Annotated in this window: 18 protein-coding genes; 4 read left to right on the top strand and 14 right to left on the bottom strand. The window is 72.3% G+C overall.

Features of this window, described 5'->3' with window-relative positions; translation table 11 throughout:
• Positions 1 to 32: 32 nt before the first annotated feature.
• A complete protein-coding gene (locus AB0H82_RS31915; RefSeq protein ID WP_362999008.1) occupies positions 33 to 1,238 on the bottom strand; it encodes an extracellular solute-binding protein in 1,206 nt (401 codons plus the stop codon).
• Between the two features lie 370 nt (positions 1,239 to 1,608).
• Between AB0H82_RS31915 and AB0H82_RS31910 the strand changes: the two genes are divergently transcribed.
• Complete coding sequence (locus AB0H82_RS31910; protein WP_362998956.1) at positions 1,609 to 1,830, top strand: dodecin; 222 nt, start codon at positions 1,609 to 1,611, stop codon at positions 1,828 to 1,830.
• 242 nt (positions 1,831 to 2,072) lie between these two features.
• Here AB0H82_RS31910 and AB0H82_RS31905 read toward each other — a convergent pair whose 3' ends face one another.
• Positions 2,073 to 2,561, bottom strand: a complete 489-nt coding sequence (locus AB0H82_RS31905) for an HAD family acid phosphatase (RefSeq protein ID WP_362998954.1) — start codon at positions 2,559 to 2,561, stop codon at positions 2,073 to 2,075.
• A 112-nt stretch (positions 2,562 to 2,673) separates the two neighbouring features.
• On the opposite strand from AB0H82_RS31905, the gene AB0H82_RS31900 reads away from it, so the two are divergent.
• On the top strand, positions 2,674 to 3,261 hold the full coding sequence (locus tag AB0H82_RS31900; RefSeq protein ID WP_362998952.1) for a hypothetical protein: 588 nt from the start codon (positions 2,674 to 2,676) through the stop codon (positions 3,259 to 3,261).
• On the opposite strand, the gene AB0H82_RS31895 is transcribed toward AB0H82_RS31900, so the two are convergent.
• The 3 genes from AB0H82_RS31895 to AB0H82_RS31885 are packed head-to-tail and all read right to left on the bottom strand — an operon-like array spanning position 3,146 to position 7,883.
• Positions 3,146 to 4,492, bottom strand: a complete 1,347-nt coding sequence (locus AB0H82_RS31895) for an MFS transporter (RefSeq protein WP_362998950.1) — start codon at positions 4,490 to 4,492, stop codon at positions 3,146 to 3,148. The two genes, AB0H82_RS31900 and AB0H82_RS31895, sit on opposite strands and share 116 nt — an antisense overlap.
• Positions 4,489 to 6,498, bottom strand: a complete 2,010-nt coding sequence (locus AB0H82_RS31890; RefSeq protein ID WP_362998948.1) for a PEP/pyruvate-binding domain-containing protein — start codon at positions 6,496 to 6,498, stop codon at positions 4,489 to 4,491. Before AB0H82_RS31890 ends, AB0H82_RS31895 begins: the two co-directional genes overlap by 4 nt.
• Complete coding sequence (locus AB0H82_RS31885) at positions 6,495 to 7,883, bottom strand: ATP-grasp domain-containing protein (RefSeq protein ID WP_362998946.1); 1,389 nt, start codon at positions 7,881 to 7,883, stop codon at positions 6,495 to 6,497. Before AB0H82_RS31885 ends, AB0H82_RS31890 begins: the two co-directional genes overlap by 4 nt.
• Positions 7,884 to 8,106: 223 nt before the next feature.
• On the opposite strand from AB0H82_RS31885, the gene AB0H82_RS31880 reads away from it, so the two are divergent.
• Positions 8,107 to 9,138, top strand: a complete 1,032-nt coding sequence (locus AB0H82_RS31880) for a PAS domain S-box protein (RefSeq protein ID WP_362998944.1) — start codon at positions 8,107 to 8,109, stop codon at positions 9,136 to 9,138.
• A gap of 12 nt (positions 9,139 to 9,150) precedes the next feature.
• Here AB0H82_RS31880 and AB0H82_RS31875 read toward each other — a convergent pair whose 3' ends face one another.
• The gene (locus AB0H82_RS31875) at positions 9,151 to 9,666 is read right to left on the bottom strand and encodes a lytic polysaccharide monooxygenase auxiliary activity family 9 protein (RefSeq protein ID WP_362998942.1); all 516 of its coding nucleotides are present in this window, start codon (positions 9,664 to 9,666) and stop codon (positions 9,151 to 9,153) included.
• Positions 9,667 to 9,880: 214 nt separating this feature from the next.
• Here AB0H82_RS31875 and AB0H82_RS31870 point away from each other — a divergent pair, with 214 nt between their 5' ends.
• A complete protein-coding gene (locus tag AB0H82_RS31870; RefSeq protein WP_362998940.1) occupies positions 9,881 to 10,885 on the top strand; it encodes an MsnO8 family LLM class oxidoreductase in 1,005 nt (334 codons plus the stop codon).
• A gap of 188 nt (positions 10,886 to 11,073) precedes the next feature.
• Here the strand turns inward: AB0H82_RS31870 and AB0H82_RS31865 are convergent, their stop codons facing one another.
• The 8 genes from AB0H82_RS31865 to AB0H82_RS31830 form a co-directional block, all read right to left on the bottom strand.
• Positions 11,074 to 12,312 carry an ABC transporter permease gene (locus tag AB0H82_RS31865; protein WP_362998938.1) on the bottom strand — a complete coding sequence of 413 codons (1,239 nt, stop codon included), beginning with the start codon at positions 12,310 to 12,312 and terminating at the stop codon, positions 11,074 to 11,076.
• A 19-nt stretch (positions 12,313 to 12,331) separates the two neighbouring features.
• Positions 12,332 to 13,093 (bottom strand): ABC transporter ATP-binding protein, encoded by a 762-nt coding sequence (locus tag AB0H82_RS31860; RefSeq protein ID WP_362998936.1) that lies wholly within the window; start codon positions 13,091 to 13,093, stop codon positions 12,332 to 12,334.
• Positions 13,090 to 14,508, bottom strand: coding sequence for a peptidoglycan-binding domain-containing protein (locus AB0H82_RS31855; RefSeq protein WP_362998934.1), 1,419 nt, complete (start codon positions 14,506 to 14,508; stop codon positions 13,090 to 13,092). The genes AB0H82_RS31860 and AB0H82_RS31855 overlap by 4 nt, the downstream gene beginning before the upstream one ends.
• Positions 14,505 to 15,098, bottom strand: a complete 594-nt coding sequence (locus AB0H82_RS31850; protein ID WP_362998932.1) for a hypothetical protein — start codon at positions 15,096 to 15,098, stop codon at positions 14,505 to 14,507. The genes AB0H82_RS31855 and AB0H82_RS31850 overlap by 4 nt, the downstream gene beginning before the upstream one ends.
• A 177-nt stretch (positions 15,099 to 15,275) precedes the next feature.
• Entirely contained in the window at positions 15,276 to 16,643 is a 1,368-nt protein-coding gene (locus AB0H82_RS31845) for a cation:proton antiporter (RefSeq protein ID WP_362998930.1), read from the bottom strand.
• A 5-nt stretch (positions 16,644 to 16,648) separates the two neighbouring features.
• The gene (locus AB0H82_RS31840) at positions 16,649 to 17,176 is read right to left on the bottom strand and encodes a flavin reductase family protein (RefSeq protein WP_362998928.1); all 528 of its coding nucleotides are present in this window, start codon (positions 17,174 to 17,176) and stop codon (positions 16,649 to 16,651) included.
• A 9-nt stretch (positions 17,177 to 17,185) separates the two neighbouring features.
• The gene (locus tag AB0H82_RS31835; protein WP_362998926.1) at positions 17,186 to 18,748 is read right to left on the bottom strand and encodes a tryptophan halogenase family protein; all 1,563 of its coding nucleotides are present in this window, start codon (positions 18,746 to 18,748) and stop codon (positions 17,186 to 17,188) included.
• A gap of 90 nt (positions 18,749 to 18,838) precedes the next feature.
• Positions 18,839 to 19,051: a ferredoxin gene (locus AB0H82_RS31830; protein ID WP_362998924.1), complete on the bottom strand. Its 213-nt coding sequence runs from the start codon at positions 19,049 to 19,051 to the stop codon at positions 18,839 to 18,841.
• Between the last annotated feature and the right edge of the window lie 16 nt (positions 19,052 to 19,067).

The following is a 19,067-nucleotide window of genomic DNA, read 5'->3' as shown; positions in this document are numbered from 1 at the left end:
CCCCGCCCCCCTGCGGCGGGGCCGGGCACCCGTCACAGGCCGCCGACGTCCAGCGCCTCGGTGATCCGGCGCGACGCCTCACGGGCCTCGGTCGCCGGGTCGCCGCCCGTCAGGACCTTCGTCATGTAGCCCTTGATGGGATTGTCCGCCTCGACGGCCGCCCAGCGCGGCGAGTTGGGCGTCGCCCGGCCGTTCGCTGCGCCGACGGCCATCGCCGCGACGCCCTCCTCGCCGGTGACCGCGGGGGCCAGTTTCGCCTTGTTCGGGACGTAGTTCATGGTCCGCGCCAGCTCGATCTGCCACTTCTTGCCCGCCAGCGCCTCGATCACCTCGACCGCGCCCTTGTGGTCGTCGCTGTGCTCGGGCACGACGAGGTCCGAGCCGCCGGTGAAGACCGCGCCGGGCTTGCCCGCCTTCTTGCCGGGGACGGGGAAGTAGCCGAGCTTGCCCTTCAGTTCGGGGTTCTTCTCCTCGATGGCGCGGGCCGCGCCGGGCACCGCGACGATCTGGGCGACATCGCCGCCCGCGAACACGCCGGTCTGCGGCGGATGCTCCTCGTCGGCGTCGCGCGGGCCCTCGCCGAGCGCCTGCAGCCGCTGGTAGAACTCCATGCCGCGCAGAGCCGCGGGCGTGTGCAGGGCGCCGCGCCAGTCGCCGGACGACTCCTTGGTCTCCTTGGCGAGCTCGCCGCCCTCGTCCCAGACGAACCCGGCGAGCGTGTACCAGTCCTGGCCGGCGAGGTAGATGCCCTGCTTGCCACCGGTGTTGAGCTTCTCGGTGACCGTGATCCACTCCTCGCGGGTACGGGGCGGCTCGGTGATGCCCGCCTGCGCGAAGAGGTCCTTGTTGTAGATGACGACGCGGTTCGCCGCGTACCAGGGGATGCCGTACTGGGCGCCGCGGTAGCGGCCCGGCTCGGCGAGGCCGGGCAGCCAGTCGTCCATGCCGAGGTCGCGTGCGGACTCCAGGGTGAGGTCGTACAGGCCGCCCTCGTCGACGTACTGCGCAACCTGGGTGTTGCCGACCTCGATCACCTCGGGCCCGTCGCCGCCCTCCTCCTTCAGCGCCCTCTTCACCTTGGCGCCGATGCCGGTCCATTCCTGGACGCGGATGTCCAGGTCGATGCCGTCGTGCTCCTTCTCGAAGTCCACGGTGAAGCGCTCGACGAACTCCGGCGACGCGCTGTCCTTCATCAGCCAGACCGTGACGGTCCTGGAGTCGTCACCGCCCGGCAGCATGCCGCACCCGGCGAGCAGGACGGTGGAGGAGAGGGTGAGCGCCAGGGACACGGCGGCGCGGCGGTGCGGTTTCACGTGGGTCGCTTTCTGCCTGCGGACAGGGAAGGTCAGCCCGACGCGGGGGGATGAGCGCGTGGCTGTGCGGCTCCGTGGCTGCACGACTACGTGGCTCGAACGGGTTACTGGCTGGAGTTTGGTCCGTACCAATCCGCCGGTCAAGGGGCAGACGTCATCTCGCGTGACATCTCGCGCTTCTTGTTCGCCGTCTCGCGCTACTGGGCGGGTTGGGGCACGGTGGAGTGACGGTACTGCACGGAGCCGTACGACAACGGTCGTACGGCGTCATCCCACGCCCGGAGGAAACAGCCTCATGTCGAACCACACCTACCGTGTCACCGAGATCGTCGGCACGTCCCACGAGGGCGTCGACCAGGCGATCCGCAACGGCGTCGCGCGCGCGGCGCAGACGCTGCGCTCGCTGGACTGGTTCGAGGTCACGCAGGTGCGCGGCCACATCGAGGACGGGGAGATCCAGCACTATCAGGTGGGGCTCAAGGTCGGATTCCGCCTTGAGGACGGCGACGAGGCGTAAGCGCTGCGCGGGGCGGGGCGGGGTACGGCGCGTCGTCTGGTGCGGGTGCGTCGTGGTTTTCGCGCAGTTCCCCGCGCCCCTGATCGGGGCGTTCCGGTGTGTCGTCTACTGCGGGTGCGTTGTGGTTTTCGCGCAGTTCCCCGCGCCCCTGACCGGGCCTTCCGGTGCGTCGTCCAGTGCGGGTGCCTCGTGGTTGCTCGCGCCGTTCCCCGCGCCCCTGAGGCCCCCCACAGGGGGGAAGCTCACGTGCGGCCCTCTCGTTCTTGGGCGTCCTTCAGGGGGGCTGAAGTGGTTGCCCAGTCGGCTCTGTGGACGTTGAAGCCTGCTCGTTTTGCCTCTTCGCAGACCAGTTCGTCGTCGTCCACCAGGATGCGGATCTCGCGTTTGCGGGCGATGCCGCGGAGGATCTCCAGTTTGGTGCGGCGGGCGGGGCGGCGGTCGTCGTTGCGGCGCATCCAGATGCGTCCGCTCGGCAGGCCGTGGCGCGCCAGCCACTCCTCCGTGTCGGCGCGGCAGCGCTCGGGGCGTCCGGTGAGGTAGACGACCTCGCACTCCTCCGCGCTCGCCAGGGCGAGTTCGACGCCGGGGGCCAGCGGCGGATCCTGGGGTGCCGCCGCGAAGAACGCGTCCCAGTCGCGGGGCTTGCGCTCCAGGTACCGCTGCCGGTGCGCGGTGTCCGCGAGGGTGTTGTCCAGGTCGAACACGGCCAGAGGTCTGTTGTCTTCGGTCACGTGGACAGCGTAGAAGTGGACAGCGTGGAAGGCGCCCCGGGGGCGTGGCACGTGTGGTGTGGGGGTAGAGCGCAGGGGAATGGCGTGCGCGTGGGGGAAGGGTGATTGCCGTATGGACAGGTCTGTCTTCAGGGGGCTCGGGCGGGTGAGTCTCGCGTTGAGCGCGGCGCTGGTGCCTGCCGTGTTCTGCGGTCCGGCGCGCGCGGCGGCGCCCACCTGCCCCATCGTGTACTTCGACCTGGGCGAGACCCTCGTGCACACCGCCGACGACGGCGGCATCAGCTATCGGCCCGGGGCGGCCTCCTACCTGCGTGACCTGCGCGAGCGGCACATCCGGGTCGGTCTGATCACCAATGTGCCGTCCGCTTGGGGCGCGACCGACGCCGAGCGTGCCGCCCGGCTGAGGCGAGAGGTCGACGCCACGTGGCGGGGGTCGGCGCCCTTCGCCTGGCGGGACTTCGGCGACCGTGTTCTCACCCCGCGCACCGAGGCGGAGCGCAAACCGGCCCCCGCCCTCTGGCAGCGGGCGAAGGCCGGTTCGGACGGTTGCCGGGTCGTCCATCAGGCGGAGACGGCGGAGGAGGTCAGAGCCGCTTCCGCGGTCGGCTTCGTGCCGTACCAGGTCGGCCGGCCGCACCTGCCCGCGTTTCTTCCGGTGCGGCTGGTGGAACTGCTCGGGGTCCGGCACTCCCCTGCTTGACCGCCCCGCTGCGCAGGAGCAGTTGGAAGACGCCGAGCAGCACCGCGGTCGCGAGCGCGCTGTGCCACAGCAGCGCGTCCAGGCGCCCGGCGGCGAGATAGGCGCCCACGGCGATCGCGGCCAGCGCGCACACCGCGCGGTCCACGATGCTCTCGACGGAGAGCAGGGTGGCGCGCGGGGCGTGCGCGGGCACCGCGTCGTTCACCAGCTTGCGCTGGATGGGGTACGCGAAGCCGGTCGCGGCGGCGAACAGGCAGAGCAGCGCGACGACGGCCCACGGCCCGCCGAGCGTCATCGCCGCCAGGCTGCCCGCGAGGGCGAGGCTGAGGATCGACACCCAGGCGACCGGCGGCAGGCGGCGGCTCAGCCACTGCGGGCGGGCCGAGGCCACCGCCTCCGCCACCGTCATCGCCGCCATCACACCGCCGTGCGAGGCCTCCGCGATGCCGTGGTCGAGGAGGATCGGCTGGAAGAGGTTGACCTGGCAGATCCGGGAGAGCGTGAAGATCGCCACGCCCTGCACCATCACCAGGGCCAGCCACCGCGAGGCGGCGACGCAGCGGAGGGCGGTGCCCGCGTCCCGCAGGAACGCGCCTCCCCCGCCCCGCCTCTCCCCCGTGCCGCCGCCCGTTCCCGCGAGGCGCGGCAGCGCGACGGCGCAAGCGAGGGAGCCCGCCGCGCTCGCGGCGCTGAGCACGTACGGGGTCGGGTGCGCCACGGCCATCAGGGGGCCGACCAGCGGCCAGCACACGACCTTCGCCACCAGGCCGAGGGCCCGTGCGGTGCCCTCCGCCCGCAGGTAGTGCTCGTCGCACTTCTCGGCGCGCAGGCCGTCGTACAGGTAGGCGCTGGCCGCGCCCGAGGTGAGGGAGCGGCCCGCGGCGATGGCCAGGAAGTGGACGAGGAAGCCGGTGTAGGAGGCGCTGAACACCGGGGCCAGGTTCGCCGCCGTCATGACCACCGCGCCGGCCCGCAGGCAGTTGCGGGTGCCGATGCGGTCGGCGATCAGGCCGGTCGGGATCTCGAACAGGCAGAAGGCCACGTAGTAGATGCTCTGGATGCCGAAGATCTGCCCGTCCGAGAGCCCTGCGTCCTTCTGGTAGGCGTAGAAGACGGGCATCCACCACAGCAGGTTGAACAGCAGCTGGAAGCCGTAGTTGAGCCGGATGATCCGGTGGGCGGTGGGCGTCAGGCCGGTGCCCGCCCCCCGTCGGCCCGGGCGCGGCCTCACAGTGCGTACGGGCGGATCTGGACCAGCCGGAAGTCGCCCCGGTCGGTCATCAGCCACTCGATGTCCAGTGGCCCGTCCACGTCGGACGCGCTGAAGTGGGACTGCAGGAGCCGCCCGGTCAGGGACAGGTCGGCGAGCCGGGCGCGGGTGGCGGCGGGGAGCCCGTCGCCCCAGGACCCCAGGGCGACGGTGCGGCCGCCGCCCTCCACGGTGTTGTACAGGTACTGCTGCGGCAGGACCGAGCCCTCGACCACCTGCTCCGGGGAGCCGGGTGAACAGTTGAGGTAGACGTTGCGGAAGTCCTCGCGGCGCGTGGGGTTGCAGGTCACCAGGACGCCGCCGAGGGAGGCGGGCACGTACTCCTGGATGATGACGCCCATGTAGGTGTCGTCCAGGGAGATGCCGACCTGGTGGCGCAGGCGCACGCTGCGGGGCGAGAGCAGGGAGGCCCATACCTGGCGTACGGCCTCCAGGAGTTCGCCGGTGCCGTGGACGGTGGTGACGGAGTCGTAGACGCCCGCCGCGGAGAAGCCCGGCAGGTCCTCGGCGTTGGACGAGGAGCGCACCACCAGGCGGCCGCGCGCGCCGGCGGGGGCGGGAAAGGCCTGGCTGATCTGCCGGGTGACCGACTCGGGGACGGGGGTCTGCCGGATCAGGTGCTGGAGTTGCAGGCAGAGCGAGTCCAGGACGTCGGTGGCGTCGAGTTCGAGTGCCATCTTCAGCTTGCCGATGCCCTGTTGGAGGGCGGGCGAGGAGGCGAGGAAGTGCTGCTGGAGCGCGAAGGGCAGCGCGACGCCGTCCGGGGCGCCGACGGTCCGGGACACGAACTCGGCGGCACGCGAGCGGAGTTCGCCTTCGGTGGGTGCGGTCAGGCCGAGGCGGGCCGCGAGGTGTCCGTAGAGGTGCTCGCGCGGTGGGCGGGGCCGTCCGTAGAAGGCGGTCAGGTCGGCCGTGCGGCTGTCGAGCACGTGGTGCAGTTCGCCGAGGTTGGCGGCCTTGGTGCCGTAGCGGTCGCGGTCGGCGGCGCGCAGCCGGTGCAGGGCAAGGACGGGGGTGTCGTCGAGCAGGGGCGGTTCGAGGCGGATGCGCTGCTGGTGCCAGGCCGGGGCCCGCAGGGCGGGGTCGTGGTCGAGCCGCTCCAGGGATATCTCGTCCTCGCGGACCCGGTAGCGGACCCACGCGCCGTCCAGGCCGTCCTTCTCGACGAGCTGTTCCAGGTCGCGCACGATGGCGTTGGGGATGCCCCAGCCGGAGGCGAGGACGTTGGTGTGGGAGAGCGGGGTGATCGGCGCGGTGTTGAGGAATCCGGCCACCCGGGGCACGTCGTCCGGCAGGCAGGGCATGGCCACGATGTCCGCCCAGCCGAGCTCGGCCGCCGCCGCCTCGTACTCCTCGGTCGTGCGGAAGAACCGCAGCCGGCCGGTGGCTTCGCCGGGGTTGAGCGGCGTCCGGGCCCGGGAGCCGAAGAGTTCGTGGCTGAGAACGCGCGGCACGCGCTGCTCGCTGACCGCCGCCAGCTCCTCCTCCTGCCCGTGGTTGGCGGGTTTGAGGAGCAGCGGCAGCCTGCCGTCGACCCGGGCGCGCACGAACTCGTAGAAGGACACGAGCAGTTCGCCGTGCATGGTGTCGGCCTCGGTCGTCTCCAGGACGAGGAAGGTGCGTTCGCGGCCGTCGGCCTCCTCGTCGGTGTGGAGGGAGAGCACGCCGAGCAGGAAGCGGCGTTCGGGGTCCATGTAGACGGAGGCGTTGAACGCGTCGAGGTCCGCGTCGAGTGCGGTGAGGTCCATGCCCAGGACGCGCGTGGCGATGTAGTCGACGTGGAAGGGGTGCGCCGCGGTGTCGAGCAGGTGCCAGGTGTTCTCGGCGCGGTCGACGACGACTTTGAGGTACGGGTGTCCCGCGAGGACCCCGGAGAGGGTGCGGAAGAGCGGCAGGGACAGGTTCTCGCCGACGACCGTGCGGTCCGTGGCCGGTTCGGCGGCGCCGGTGAGCAGGCGGGCGGTCATGCCGAGACCTCCTCGGGCCGTACGACGGAGGGCCGGGCGGCGGGCAGCACCCGAGGGAGGGTGTCCACCAGGGTCTCGAAGTCGCGGAGCACGGTCCGTGCGTCGGTGGCGGAGAGCAGGCACAGGGCCGCCATGGTGTTGGCGCCGGCGGCCGGGTCGTACACCGGCACGACACTCCCGTCGGGCAGCGAGCTCTCCGCGACCACCGACAGGCGGCTGCCCCGGCTGAGGGGTGTGTCCGCCGAGACGGCGGGGAAGTCCCAGATCCTGAGGTCCGGCCAGGCGCGGCCCCGCCCGTCGACCGCGAGGACGACGAGGGAGCCCGCCGCGCCGCGCGCCCGCGCGGGGGTGAGGGCCCGCCCGGGCCATTCCACCGGGCGTCCGAGGAGGTGGTCGACGAGCATGCCGACGAGGTCGAGTCCGAAGACCTCCTCGATCTGCGGCACGGTCATCGCGCCGCCGAACCGCGCAGCGGTCTCGATCAGCCACATCCTGCCGTCGGCGCCGAGCTTGATCTCGGTGTGGGTGCCGCAGTCGCGCAGGCCGAGGGCGTCGACCGCGCGCCGGGCCAGGTCCACGATCCGGTCCTGGGCGTCCTGGGCCAGCAGGGCGGGGGTGATGCTCGCGCGTTCGGTGAACGGCTCGACCGTGGGCATCCGGCCGCTGAGGCAGACCGGGCGGAAGGTACCGTCCGTGACGACGCCCTCGACGCTGACGTAGTCGCCCCAGCCGGGCTCGTCGAACCAGTCGGACGCGGTGCCGGTGACGATGTGCTCGACCACGTAGTCCGCGTCGGCCTCGGCCACGTGCAGCTCCGCGTAGCCCAGCTGGGCCGATTCGGCCATCACGTCGCGGGAGCGGGCCCAGGCGGCCGACGCCTCGTGCGGGGAGCGGATGATCTGGTGTGCGGTGGACCCGGCGCTCCAGGCGGCCTTGAGCAGCAGCGGTCCCGGCAGGGAGCGGGCGGCCGCGTGCAGGTCCGCCTCGGTGGCGACGGGGCGGAACTCGGGCTGCGGCAGGCCGTGTCGGTGCCAGGTGTGCCGCATCAGCCGCTTGTCGCGGGCGAGCGCGGCGGCGCCGCCCGCCCCCGCGAGTCCGAGCGCCTCGCACGCCTCGGCGACGGCCACGACCGCGTACTCGGAGAAGGTGAACACCGCGTCCGCGCCCACGACTTGGGCCCGGGAGACGATCAGGGAGACGAGGTCGGGGTGGTGTGCTTCGTCGGGCGTCACGACCGAGGCGCACAGTCTGCGGGCGGAGCCGGCCACGGCGGGCGGAAGTGCGCTGAGCGCCAGCAGGTGCACTTCCGCCTTCGCGGCCGTCCGGGAGAGGACGTGACCGAGGGGCGGACCACCCTTGGCATGCACTAACAGCACCTTGCTCACGGAAGTTCGTCTCCATTCGTGTCGGTCGCCACGGATCGCCGTATCCGTGCGTGATGGGGGACAAGGCCGTGGGAATCAGCCGGTCCACATGGCGGGGCGTGTTCACCCGCTCACTCAAGGGGACCAGGCCACAGACGCCCGTGACGCCTCGATGGGCGCCCACGACTCAGGCAAATGCCTGAGTGACCGCGCGTCGCAGAGTCATAGACGGACGGAGACCGCTGTGGACGATTCGAGCCTCAAGGCACTGCCCCCGAGCGAGAGCCGGGCCCACAGCTTCGCGGACCTGGTGGATCTCGCCCCGGCCGCCGCCTTCATACGGGACGGCGAAGGACGCTATCTGTGGGCCAACCACGCCTACGCGCACCTCTACGGCACGGTTCCGGAGGACGTCGTCGGCAAGTACATCGAGGATCTCGACGCGCCCGCCGAGGCCGGCCGCTTCCGCGCCCTCGACCAGGAGGTCCTCAGCAGGGGCGCGCCGGTGCGGCACACGCTCGGCTACCGGCGCAGGGACGGCAGCGCGGGCCGGGCGGTGGGGCACCGCTTCCCCGTCCGGGAGAACGCGCGGACCTGCGTCGCCGGGATCTACGTGGACGTCACGGACCACTTGCGTCTCACGGTGCGGTGGCAGGAGGCGGAGGAGAATCTGCGGGCCCTGCGCGACCACAGCGGGCTGCCCTGCGCGCTGCTCTCGGCGAACGGGCGCGTGATCGAGGCGAGCGCGGCGGCCGCGGAGCTGTTCCGGCTCGATCCGCACGACCTGGTGGGCCGCCGCGCGCACACGCTGCTCGCCCCGGAGCCCGGTCTCGATCTGCTGCACCGCCGCTGGCAGGGTCTGCTGTCGCGCCGCACCAGACGGGTGGAGACGTCCGCGGTGCTCGTGGACGCCCAGGGGCTGCGGCGCCGCGCGCGGCTCCATCTGACGACGATCGGCCACTCCGCCGCACGGGCCAGGTACGTCTGGGCCGTCGTGACCCACCAGAGCCTCGCGCACGAGGCCCACGCGTCGCTCACGGCCGCGCAGATCCGCATCCTCTCCCTCCTGGCGGAGGGCAGCAGCAACGGGGACATCGCCACTTCGCTGAAGCTGTCCCGGCAGACGGTCGACTACCACCTCAGCCGGCTGCGGCAGCTCCTGGGCGCGGGCACCCGCCCGGCTCTCGTCGCCCGCGCCTACGTCCTCGGCATCCTGGCCCCGTGCGCGTGGCCGCCGCGCTCCGCCACGGCGGCCCATCCGCTCAGCGCGGTCTGACGGGGCGGCCGGTCAGCGGATGTTGACGTCGATGCAGGCGTAGAAGGCGTTGGAGGTGTCGCCGATGTTCCACACCGCGAGGACCTTGTGCCTGCCGGTGAAGTTGCCGAGGTTGACCTGGTGCGAGACGGTCGACGGTGGCTGCTGGTTGTGGCCGTCGATGGTGGCGACCTTGGTGCCGTCGACGAAGTACTCGTAGTTCGCGGTGCGGTGCCGGGCGGTGAACGTCCAGGTGAAGGTCTGCGTCCTGCTGACGTCGCTGACCTTCCAGCCCTTGCTGTCGTTGTCCAGCTCGGCGAACCGGGCGTTGCCGCCGCTGCAGCTGCGCAGGCCCTTGGGGCCCTCGACGCTCTGCGGTTCGTACTTGATGTCGCCGCAGGGCACCGTGCGCGCGGCGCACTGTGCCTGGCGGCTCGCGGGGGCGTTGACGTATCCGTGCGCGCTGGCCGAGCCGGTCGGCAGGGTGAGGGCGAGGACGGGTGCCATACCGGCGCCGATGGCCGCGGCTATCTTCCGCTTCTTGTCCATGCGTACTCCTTCACGGTGCAGTGCTTCATGGGGGGCGGCGTGAAGTGCTCTCGTGGGGCGAGTGAGGGGCGAGTGAGCAGGTGGGGAATGGTGGGGGTGACGAGGGCGTTGCGGTCGAGCAGGGCCGGGGGTTCGCGGCTGCCGATTAGTCCAGACCATAGACTTCGGCCGGACGCGGTCAAGGTTGGTTTCCGGCCAGGTGAAGGGGTCTCCTGTGGAAGCAGTACGGTTCTCCGTCCTCGACCGTTCGCGCACCCGTGAGGGGCACGACGGCCCGGAGGCCCTGCGCGACACCGTGCGCCTCGCCCAGGACCTGGAGGCCCTCGGGTATCACCGCTTCTGGGTGTCCGAGCACCACGGTGTGCCGGGTGTCGCGGGGTCGGCGCCCACGGTCCTCGCGGCCGCCGTGGCGGCGGCCACCCGCACCATCCGGGTCGGCACGGGCGGCGTGATGCTGCCGAACCACCGGTCGCTCGTCGTGGCCGAGCAGTTCGGGGTGCTCGAATCGCTCTTCCCCGGCCGGATCGACATGGGGCTCGGCCGGTCGGTCGGCTTCACCGACGGGGTGCGCAAGGCGCTGGGGCACGACAAGCACGACGCCGAGGACTTCGCCGCCCAACTGGCCGAACTGCTCGACTGGTTCCGCGGCACGTCCGGCACGGGGGTGCGGGCCCGCCCCGCCGAGGGCCTGAGCGTCCCGCCGTACGTCCTGGCCGTGGGCGAGGGCGCGGCGATCGCCGCCGAGGCCGGTCTGCCGCTGGTCATCGGCGACCTCCGGGGCCGCGAGAAGATGCTGCGCGGCATCGAGCGGTACCGCGACGGGTTCCGGCCCTCGGCGTGGCTGGCCGAGCCGTACGTCATGATCTCGGGCACCGTCGCGGTGGCGGAGAGCGAGGAGGCCGCCCGTCGCCTGCTGCTGCCGGAGGCCTGGTCGATGGCGTACTCCCGCACGCACGGCACGTTCCCGCCGCTCCCGCCGGCCGAGCGCGTGGAGGCGATGGCCATGACGGAGAAGGAGCGCGGCTTCTACGAATCGGGGCTGACCGGCCAGGTGCACGGCACGGAGGAGCAGGTGGCGGAGGCGCTGGCGCTGGTGATCAAGGAGAGCGCCGCGCAGGAGGTGCTGGTGACGACCAGTACGTACGACCGCGCGGGCCTGCTGGACTCCTTCGGGCGGCTGGCCCGGGTGGCGGGCCTGACTCCGCCCGGGAACGCATAGGACGGGTCCCGCTCCTCGGCTTTCGCTTCTCGGGTCCCGCCCGCGTCGCGGTCCGGGATCGGCCCGGAGGCGGCGCGGACGGGCGCGGTGCCCCCGTGGCACGGGGGACGGTTCCAGCGGAGGCACCGCGGTCCCGGCGGCCCTCGCGGCTCCTCCGCGAGGGCTCCAGGGGGGGCGAGATCAGGCGCTCACGTGGTCGCCAGTGCCTCCGTCGGGGGCAGCCTGGCGGCGCGTACGGCCGGGTAGAACCCGGCGAGGCCGCCGATGACCAGCGTGGCGCCGATGCCGCCCGCCATCGCCCAGACCGGGACGACGGACGGCCAGCCCTGGTAGGCGGAGTAGCCGCCGGTGACGGCGATGCCCAGCAGCACGCCGCCGAGGCCGCCGAGGGCGGACAGGAGCAGCGCCTCGGCCAGGAACTGGGTGCGGATCTGACCCCGGGTGGCGCCGAGCGAGCGGCGCAGACCGATCTCGGAGCGGCGTTCCAGGACGGAGATGACCATGGTGTTGGCCACGCCGACGCCGCCCACGAGCAGGGCCACTCCGCCGAGGCCGAGCAGCAGTCCGCTGAGGGTGTCGTCGGTGGCTTCCTTGGCGGCCAGCGCGTCCGAGGGGCGCGAGACGTTGGCCTCGTTGGGGCTCTCGGGGTTGGTGGTGGCGCCGAGGACCGCCTGTACGTCGTTGACGGCCGACTCCTCGGCCCGCGTGAAGATGGTGGTCGGTGAGCCGTCGAAGCCCAGTTCGCGCTCCGCCGCGGTCCAGCCCACGAGGGCCGACGAGTCGAGCGAGGGCACGAGTTCGTTGGGGGCGAGCAGGCCGACGACGGTGAACCACCGGCCGCCGAGCCAGACCTTCACGTCCTCCCCCGCCCGGTGGACGCCGAGCTGCTCGGCGGCCTTGGGACCGAGGACGACGGACGGGTAGCGGCTGTTGGCGGCGTTGAGCCAGCGGCCGTCGACGATCTCGGCGCCGACCGACGTCGGCAGGTCCGTCCTGGCGGCCGAGACGTTGAGGCCGCCGGTCTCCTCCTCGGGCGTGCGGTCGCTGCGGTAGACCTTGGCGTCGGTCTTGCCGATGGCGGAGACCGACTCGACGTCGTCCATGGTGGCGATCATGTCGACCGACTCCACGGGGAGATGGGCCTCCCCGCCGCTGAAGTTCTGCCCGGGGGTGACGGTCAGGAGGTTGGTGCCCAGGGCCTGCAGCCTGCGGTTGAGGTCTTCGGTGGACGAGGTGGAGATGCCGACCACGCCGACCATCGCGGCGATGCCGATGGCGATGCCGAGCGCCGAGAGGAAGACCCGCATGGGACGGGAGCGCAGGCCGGAGCCGCCCACCCGCAGCACGTCGGCCGGGTTCATCCGGGCCGGCCTGGGCCGCCGCACGGGTTCGGGAGCGGCCCGCTCCAGCTCCTTGATCTCGGTCATACCGGCTCCTTGGTCTCGGTCATCGCACGGCCTCCTGGGGCACGAGGGACGAGGAGCCCCCGCCGGCGACCGAGTCGTGCTCGATCCGGCCGTCCTTGAGGCGCACCTCGCGGGGCAGGGTCGCGGCGATGTCCCGGTCGTGGGTGATGACCACCACGGTCGTCCCGGCCTCGTGCAGCTCGTGGAGGAGCTCGATGACGACCGCTCCGGACCGCGAGTCAAGGGCGCCGGTCGGCTCGTCGGCGAGCAGCAGCGGCGGATCGCCGAGCACCGCGCGGGCGATGGCCACGCGCTGCTTCTCGCCGCCGGACAGCTGGTGCGGCTCGTGGTAGAGCCGGTGGCCGAGCCCGACCCTGCGCAGCGCGCGCTCGGCGAGGCGGCGGCGCTCGCCGCGCGGCCTGCCGCTGTAGAGCAGCCCGTCCGCCACGCTGTCCAGCGCCGGTACGCCGTACGCCAGGTGGAACTGCTGGAAGACGAAGCCGATGGTGTCGGCCCGCAGCGCGGACAGTTCGCGGTCGGTCAGGTCGGCCACGTCGTGTCCGTCGATGCGCACCCGCCCGGACGAGGGGCGGTCCAGGGTGCCCATGATGTTGAGCATCGTGGACTTGCCCGACCCCGAGGGGCCGACGATGGCGAGGAGTTCGCCGCGCCGGATGACGAGGTCCGCGCCGCGCAGGGCGGCGACGTCCTCGTACGTCTTGGAGACCCCGGTCAGCTCGACGACGGGACGGTCCTGCCGGTCCGTGGCGGGCGCGGGGATCTCGCGGAGGGGCAGGCTCACTTGGGAACCCCCACGACGGTGCCTTCCTTGATGCCCTTTCCGGACACCTCGACCTTGCTGTCGGCGAACATGCCGAGCTTCACCGGGCGGTACTCGGTGCCGTCGGCGGTGACGACCTCCACGGCGTACCCTCCGCCGCGCTGGGCCACCAGGGCGGCCACGGGGACGACGAGGACGTCCTTGCGGGACTCCGCCTTCAGCGTGACCTCGACGGCGGCGGCCTGGTAGCGGCCGAGGCCCTTCTGGTCCTTCACCGTCAGCTCGACGGGCAGGGTGGCCTTGTCGTCGGACTCCCCGGAACCGGCGTCGCCCGAGCCCCCTGCGGAGTCGTCGCTCTGCGCGGTGGACGGCGTGCCGATGTCCGTCACCTCGGCCTCGACCGTGTTGTCGTCCGGGAGTTGGACGGTGGCCTTGGTGCCCTTCTCGACGAGGTCCTCGAACTGCACGTCGAGGTCGACGCTGACGATCCGCTCGGTGCCGGTCCAGGAGAGCACGTCGCCGCTCAGGGCGGCGCCCGGTGAGGCCTTGACGTCCGCGACGCGCCGGGCGTCGGGGGCGACCACGGCGTCCCCGGCCCGCACGGTGCCGGTCTCCTCGCGGTTCAGGTCGTCCTGCCAGTCCTTGACGGCTTCGGCCGTGGCGGAGTTGTACGTCTCGTCGACGGTGAAGCCCTTGTAGCCGAGGGCGCGGAGGTTCTTCTCCAGCATCTCGACGTCGTCCCCCTCGCTGCCCGACTGCAGGGTGCGGTAGAGGGGGAACGAGCCGTACAGGAGCGGGACCCGCTGCTGGTCGACGCGGTAGACGGTCTCGCCGCGCTCGACGACGGTGCCCTCCTCGGGCACCCAGGTGACGATGCCGTCGCCCGCGCTGCCGCCGGAGGCCCCTTCCTGGCCCGACTGCCCCGACTGGCCCGACTGCCCTGACTGCGCGGACTGGCCGTCGCCCGTGCCGGACGCCGAGGCCGGGGCCTGCACGGTGGTCGCGTCGCCGTAGCCGAGGTTGCCGTCGACGCTCTCGGTGTCGGTCAGTGTCGTGCGCTCCACCTTCGCGGTGGCCGGCGGTCCGGCGGGCGCGGAGCCCCCCGAGTCGCCGCCGTCGCCGCCGATGGTGCCGGTGGCGGCGACGCCGGCCGCCGCGGTCACGGTGATCGCGGCGAGCGCGACCAGCGAGGTGCGCAGCGGGCGGCGCCTGCGGCCGCCGCCGGGCGGTGGCTCCTCCTCGTCCGCCCCCTCCGCGGAGACGGGTTTCTCGGTGGAGGCGGCCTCCAGTTCGGCGGCGGTGTCCGGCGCCGCGGTCGTGTCGAGCGCGGCGCCGCCGGTCCGGTTCGCCGACACCTCGCCGGACCCGTGGCGTTCCAGCGCGCCGGACGCCTCGCCGGACAGGTGCGGTGCTTCGGTCTCGTCGCGGCTGGTCACTGCGGGACGCCTCCCCCTTGACCGTTGTTCATCATCATGCCGCCGCCGGGGTACTTGCTCTGGCAGGCGCCCATGGCCTTGGTGAACTCCGGGCCACCCGGGGTGATGCCGGTGCCGTTGATGTCGATCTTCATGTTGCTGCCCTCGATCTCCGGGTCGGGGAACTTGGCCAGCCCGTTCTCGCGCAGGCACTTGGCCCACGCCGAGACCTTCTTCGAGTCGAGGGCCGCGCCCCCGCCCCCGCCGCCGCCCAGGCCCTGCGGGGCCTTGTCCCGGCAGGCCTCCTCGGCCTTCTTGTACGACTCCGAGTTGAGGTCGACGCCGTCGCCGGGGGTGAGCCGGACGCCACCGGTGTCCTGCTGCGGGTCGGGGTAGTCGGCCGCCCCGTTCTCGCGCATGCACTTCGAGTACGCGAGGCCCTGGTCGAACGGGCTGGTCGGGGAGGCCGACGGGTCGTCCTTCGAGGAGGCGGCGGAGGAGTCTCCCGAGCAGCCCGTGAGGAGCGACCCGGTGACGAGGGCGGATACTGCGACGAGTACGGGTGCGATGGCTCGCTTGCGGGCGAATGCTCGCTTCTGTGTGATGAACATGGACCCAACTTCTACGCGGCGGGCGGTCACACGGCGGGCACAGAGCCGGGCGTCCGCACAGTGCCGGCATGGGTGGTGCGTCGTGCGCCGGGCAGGCCGGAACGGCCGCGTGCCGAGGGCGCGCGGCCGTTCCGGTTCGCCCCCCGGCGGGCGGGGGCGGTGGGCGCGGGGAGCCGGTCAGGGTTCGGCGCGCTCCGGGCTGCCCCGGACCTGTGGTGCACCGCGCCACGCCGTGAGCCTGTGCTCCTCCTCCTGCGTGCAGTCGATCCGCTTCATGGCCGCCTTGAGCAGCGGCGGCGCCATGACGGAGGTGACCACCGCGACCAGCACGATGATCGTGTACGTCCTGGTGTCGAGGATGCCGAGCCGCAGCCCGACCATCGCGACGATCACCTCGATGACGCCGCGCGCGTTCATCCCGGCGCCGAGCGCCAGCGCCTCCCAGCGGCTCAGTCTGCTCAGCCGCGCCCCGATGTAGGCGCCCGCGAACTTTCCGAGGATCGCGATCGCGAGGACGATCAGCGCGGCCGCGAGCACCGGCGGGTGGCGCAGGGCCCGCAGGTCGATGCGGAGTCCCGCGGTCGCGAAGAAGACGGGGGCCAGGACGGCGAGGACGACCATGCGCAGGGACGCCGTGCGGGCCCGGTCGAACTCCCCGCTGGAGCCGATGAGCATGCCGCAGAGGTAGGCCCCGAAGACCGCTTCGAGGCCGAGCGCCTGGGTGCCGGCCGACGCGAGCAGGATCATCGCGGCGGCCGCCGAGACGGTCCGCTCGTCCGAGCCCCTGCACAGCCGCAGGGCTCTGCGGACGACCGGGCGGCCGATCAGCAGCGCGAGCAGGAGGACCAGCAGGAGCGAGCCGATGGCCTCGGCGAAGACACCCGCGGTCAGTCCGCCCACGGTCATGGCGGAGACCACGGAGAGCATGAGCCAGCCGAAGGTGTCGTCGATCATCCCCGCGGCCAGGGTCAGTTGGCCCACGTCGCGGTGGATGAGGTTCATGTCCATCAGCGTCTTGGCGATGACGGGGATGGCGCTGACGCACATCGCCACGCCCAGGAAGAGCGCGAACATCTGCCGGTCGGCCGCGCCGATGCCGAGCATGCGCGCGAGCGGGTAGCCGAGGCCGACCCCGAGGGCGAGGGGCACGAGCAGCCCCGCGAGGCTGACGCGCAGCGCCGTACTGCCCCGGCGCCGGATCATCCGCAGGTCCATCTCGATGCCGGTGAGCCCGACGAGGAGGAGCACCGCGAGCTGTCCGACCGCGTCGAGGAGGTGGACCTGCCCGGGGTCGGAGGGCAGGAGCCACGCCGCGGCGTCCGGCGCCACCCAGCCGAAGAGGGACGGGCCGAGGAGGACGCCGGCGCTCAACTCCCCCACGATCGCGGGGAGTCCGCAGCGGGCCGCCAGCCTGCCGAGCATGATGGCGAGCAGCAGCAGCACGCCGATCTGCAGCAGGAAGATCAGCAGGGCGTGTGCCGCGATCGGCGGCACCGGCGCGGCCCACACCAGGTCGGCGGCCGCGGGCGGCCCGGCGCTGTGCACCGCGTTCACCTCCCGGGCCGGGATCCGGCGCCCCGTTCACCGGCCACGGCCGGTACGCCAGGGGAGAGTTCGCTGTACCGGCGGAAGCCGTAGAGCAGGGCGCTCGCGTGGCGGAAGCGCTCGACGGAACGCACCGCCCCGACGACGATCACATGGTCGCCGGAGGGGTGGGTGCGCTCGACGGTGCACTCGGCGACGGCGTGCGCGGCCTCGATCAGGGCGGGGCTGCGGGTGCGGCCGGACGGCCGCCAGGCGACGCGCTCGAACCGGTCGGGCGCGCCGGAGGCGAAGAGCGCGGCCACCCAGCCGGCCTCGCCGTGCAGCAGGTTGACCGCGAACGCGCCGCTGGCGAGCACCGCGCCCAGGGTCGGGCTGCCGCTGCGCAGGCACGTCAGGAGCGTCGGCGGGTTCACGCTGAGGCTGCACAGCGAGGAGCACGTCATGCCGCGGGGCTCCGCGCTGTCGTCCCGGGCCGTCACGACCGACACGCCGGTCGGGAACGACGCCATCATGTCGCGGAACTCGGTGTCCATGTGCCTCGCTCACACCCCGTCGCGCATGCGCTTGAAGTACTCGTTCTGCGTCGGCAGGGTGCGCACCAGCGACCGCGCCTTGTCCTTGATCGCCTGGAACTCGGCGAGCGCCTCCTTCTCGTCGACCAGGTCGAGGGCGGGCGACGGCTTCACGGGGATGCCGCCGGTGCCGAGCAGGACGCAGTTGTACGAGTAGGGCGGCAGGCCGTGGTAGCGCGGGTAGACCGTGCCGGTGTCGGGGACCTTGCTCTCCCACAGTTCGAGGCGCTCGGCCAGCGCGTCGGGCACCGCCCGGGTCTTGGTGTCCCGCCAGTACTGGTTGTCGGCCCGCTTCGCGCCCCGGTAGTGCAGGACGAGGAACTCGCGTACGCCGTCCATCACATGGGTCAGGGCGCTGTTGTACTGCTCGCGCAGCGAGCGGTCCCAGTCGGCCGCCGGGTAGTACTTGACCAGCTGCTCGATCGCGTAGTGGATGAAGAAGATCCCGGTCGACTCCAGCGGCTCGACGAAGCCGCTGGACAGGCCGACGGCCACGCAGTTGTTGACCCAGGAGCGGCGGCTGCGGCCGATCCGCATCCGGATGTGGTTGGCGGGCACGTCGGCCGCGGCGGGCCCGACGAACTCGCGCAGCGTGCGCTCGGCCTCGTCGGGGTCGAGGTAGTCGCGCGCGTAGACGTATCCGGTGCCGATGCGGCTGATCAGCGGGATGGTCCAGATCCAGCCCGCGTCCTGGGCGGTGGCCGTGGTGCAGGGGCGGATCGGGTCCTTGTCCATGTCCATGGGGACCTGGAGGGCGACCGCGCTGTCGTTGGGCAGGGTGTCCTGGTAGGGCACGAACGGTTCCTCAAGCGCCTTGTTCAGGAGCAGGCCGCGGAAGCCGGTGCAGTCGACGAAGAGGTCGCCTTCGAGCAGGCCGTGCTCGGCGGTCCGTACGTGTGTGAGCCAGCCGCGCTCGTCCTGGCCGACGTCCACGACGTTGTCGACGATGTGCCGCACGCCGCGCTGGGTGGCGTACTTCGTGAGGTACTTGGCCAGGAGGTGCGCCTCGAAGTGGTAGGCGTACGGGAATTGGGCGCCCTGGTACTCGGCGATCGTGTTCGGCGGCGCCTCGCCCTCGACGAAGTCCTGTTCCAGGAGGCGGTTGTCCAGGTAGCGGGGGCTGCGGTCGGCGTCGATCACCGAGGCCATCACGAAGCAGTCCACGTCGAACCGGTCGGTGGTGGGGTGGCGCAGCCACCAGTCGGTGAGGGGGAAGCCCTTGACCGACCTGAGCTGCTCGAAGGGGTGGTAGAAGTGGTGCCCGGGCTCGCGCCAGTCCTCGAAGCGGACGGCGAGTTTGTACGTGGCGTTGCAGGCGGGCATCCAGTCCCGCTCGGCCAGGCCGAGGAACTCGAAGAAGTGCCTGATGTCGCTGAACGTGGCCTCGCCGACGCCGATGGTGCCGACGTCCGCCGACTCCACCAGCGTGATCTTGATCCGGTCGCCGAAGGCCGCCGTCAGATACGCGGCGGTCATCCAGCCGGCCGTGCCCCCGCCGACGATGACGACGTTGCGTACAGGAGCATGCGTCATTTCCCCCACCCCACTTTGATGATCGAGCACCGATGCGCCAATGCACCGATGCGTGCCGGTGCGTCGACGCACCGACGCACCCGCCGCGGCCTACCGGCCGCGTTCGTCCTGCCCGCGCAGCGTGATCGCGCCGGCCGGGCACCTCGCGGCCGCGCCGCGTACCGCGGCGGCCGCACCGGGCCCGGGCCGTGCCGCCTTGAGCAGCACCTTCCCGTCGTCCTCCGACTGGTCGAACACAGCGGGTACGTAGCTCATGCACAGGCCGGAGCCCGCGCACCTGCCGCGGTCGACGCGTACCTCCATCTCTCTCCCCCTCTCG

Origin of the sequence: Streptomyces sp. NPDC050732 (assembly GCF_040654255.1) — a bacterium.
Taxonomy (GTDB): Bacteria; Actinomycetota; Actinomycetes; order Streptomycetales; family Streptomycetaceae; genus Streptomyces.
The sequence above is the reverse complement of the archived record's forward strand: the minus strand, read 5'-3'. Positions and strand labels throughout refer to the sequence as shown.

Coding starts and splice junctions, on each gene's coding strand:
- AB0H82_RS31915 (WP_362999008.1), bottom strand. CDS start 1,238: ATGCTGCCGGGCGGTGACGACTCCAGGACCGTCACGGTCTGGCTGATG.
- AB0H82_RS31910 (WP_362998956.1), top strand. CDS start 1,609: ATGTCGAACCACACCTACCGTGTCACCGAGATCGTCGGCACGTCCCAC.
- AB0H82_RS31900 (WP_362998952.1), top strand. CDS start 2,674: ATGGACAGGTCTGTCTTCAGGGGGCTCGGGCGGGTGAGTCTCGCGTTG.
- AB0H82_RS31890 (WP_362998948.1), bottom strand. CDS start 6,498: ATGACCGCCCGCCTGCTCACCGGCGCCGCCGAACCGGCCACGGACCGC.
- AB0H82_RS31875 (WP_362998942.1), bottom strand. CDS start 9,666: ATGGACAAGAAGCGGAAGATAGCCGCGGCCATCGGCGCCGGTATGGCA.
- AB0H82_RS31865 (WP_362998938.1), bottom strand. CDS start 12,312: ATGACCGAGATCAAGGAGCTGGAGCGGGCCGCTCCCGAACCCGTGCGG.
- AB0H82_RS31850 (WP_362998932.1), bottom strand. CDS start 15,098: ATGTTCATCACACAGAAGCGAGCATTCGCCCGCAAGCGAGCCATCGCA.
- AB0H82_RS31840 (WP_362998928.1), bottom strand. CDS start 17,176: ATGGACACCGAGTTCCGCGACATGATGGCGTCGTTCCCGACCGGCGTG.
- AB0H82_RS31835 (WP_362998926.1), bottom strand. CDS start 18,748: ATGACGCATGCTCCTGTACGCAACGTCGTCATCGTCGGCGGGGGCACG.
- AB0H82_RS31830 (WP_362998924.1), bottom strand. CDS start 19,051: ATGGAGGTACGCGTCGACCGCGGCAGGTGCGCGGGCTCCGGCCTGTGC.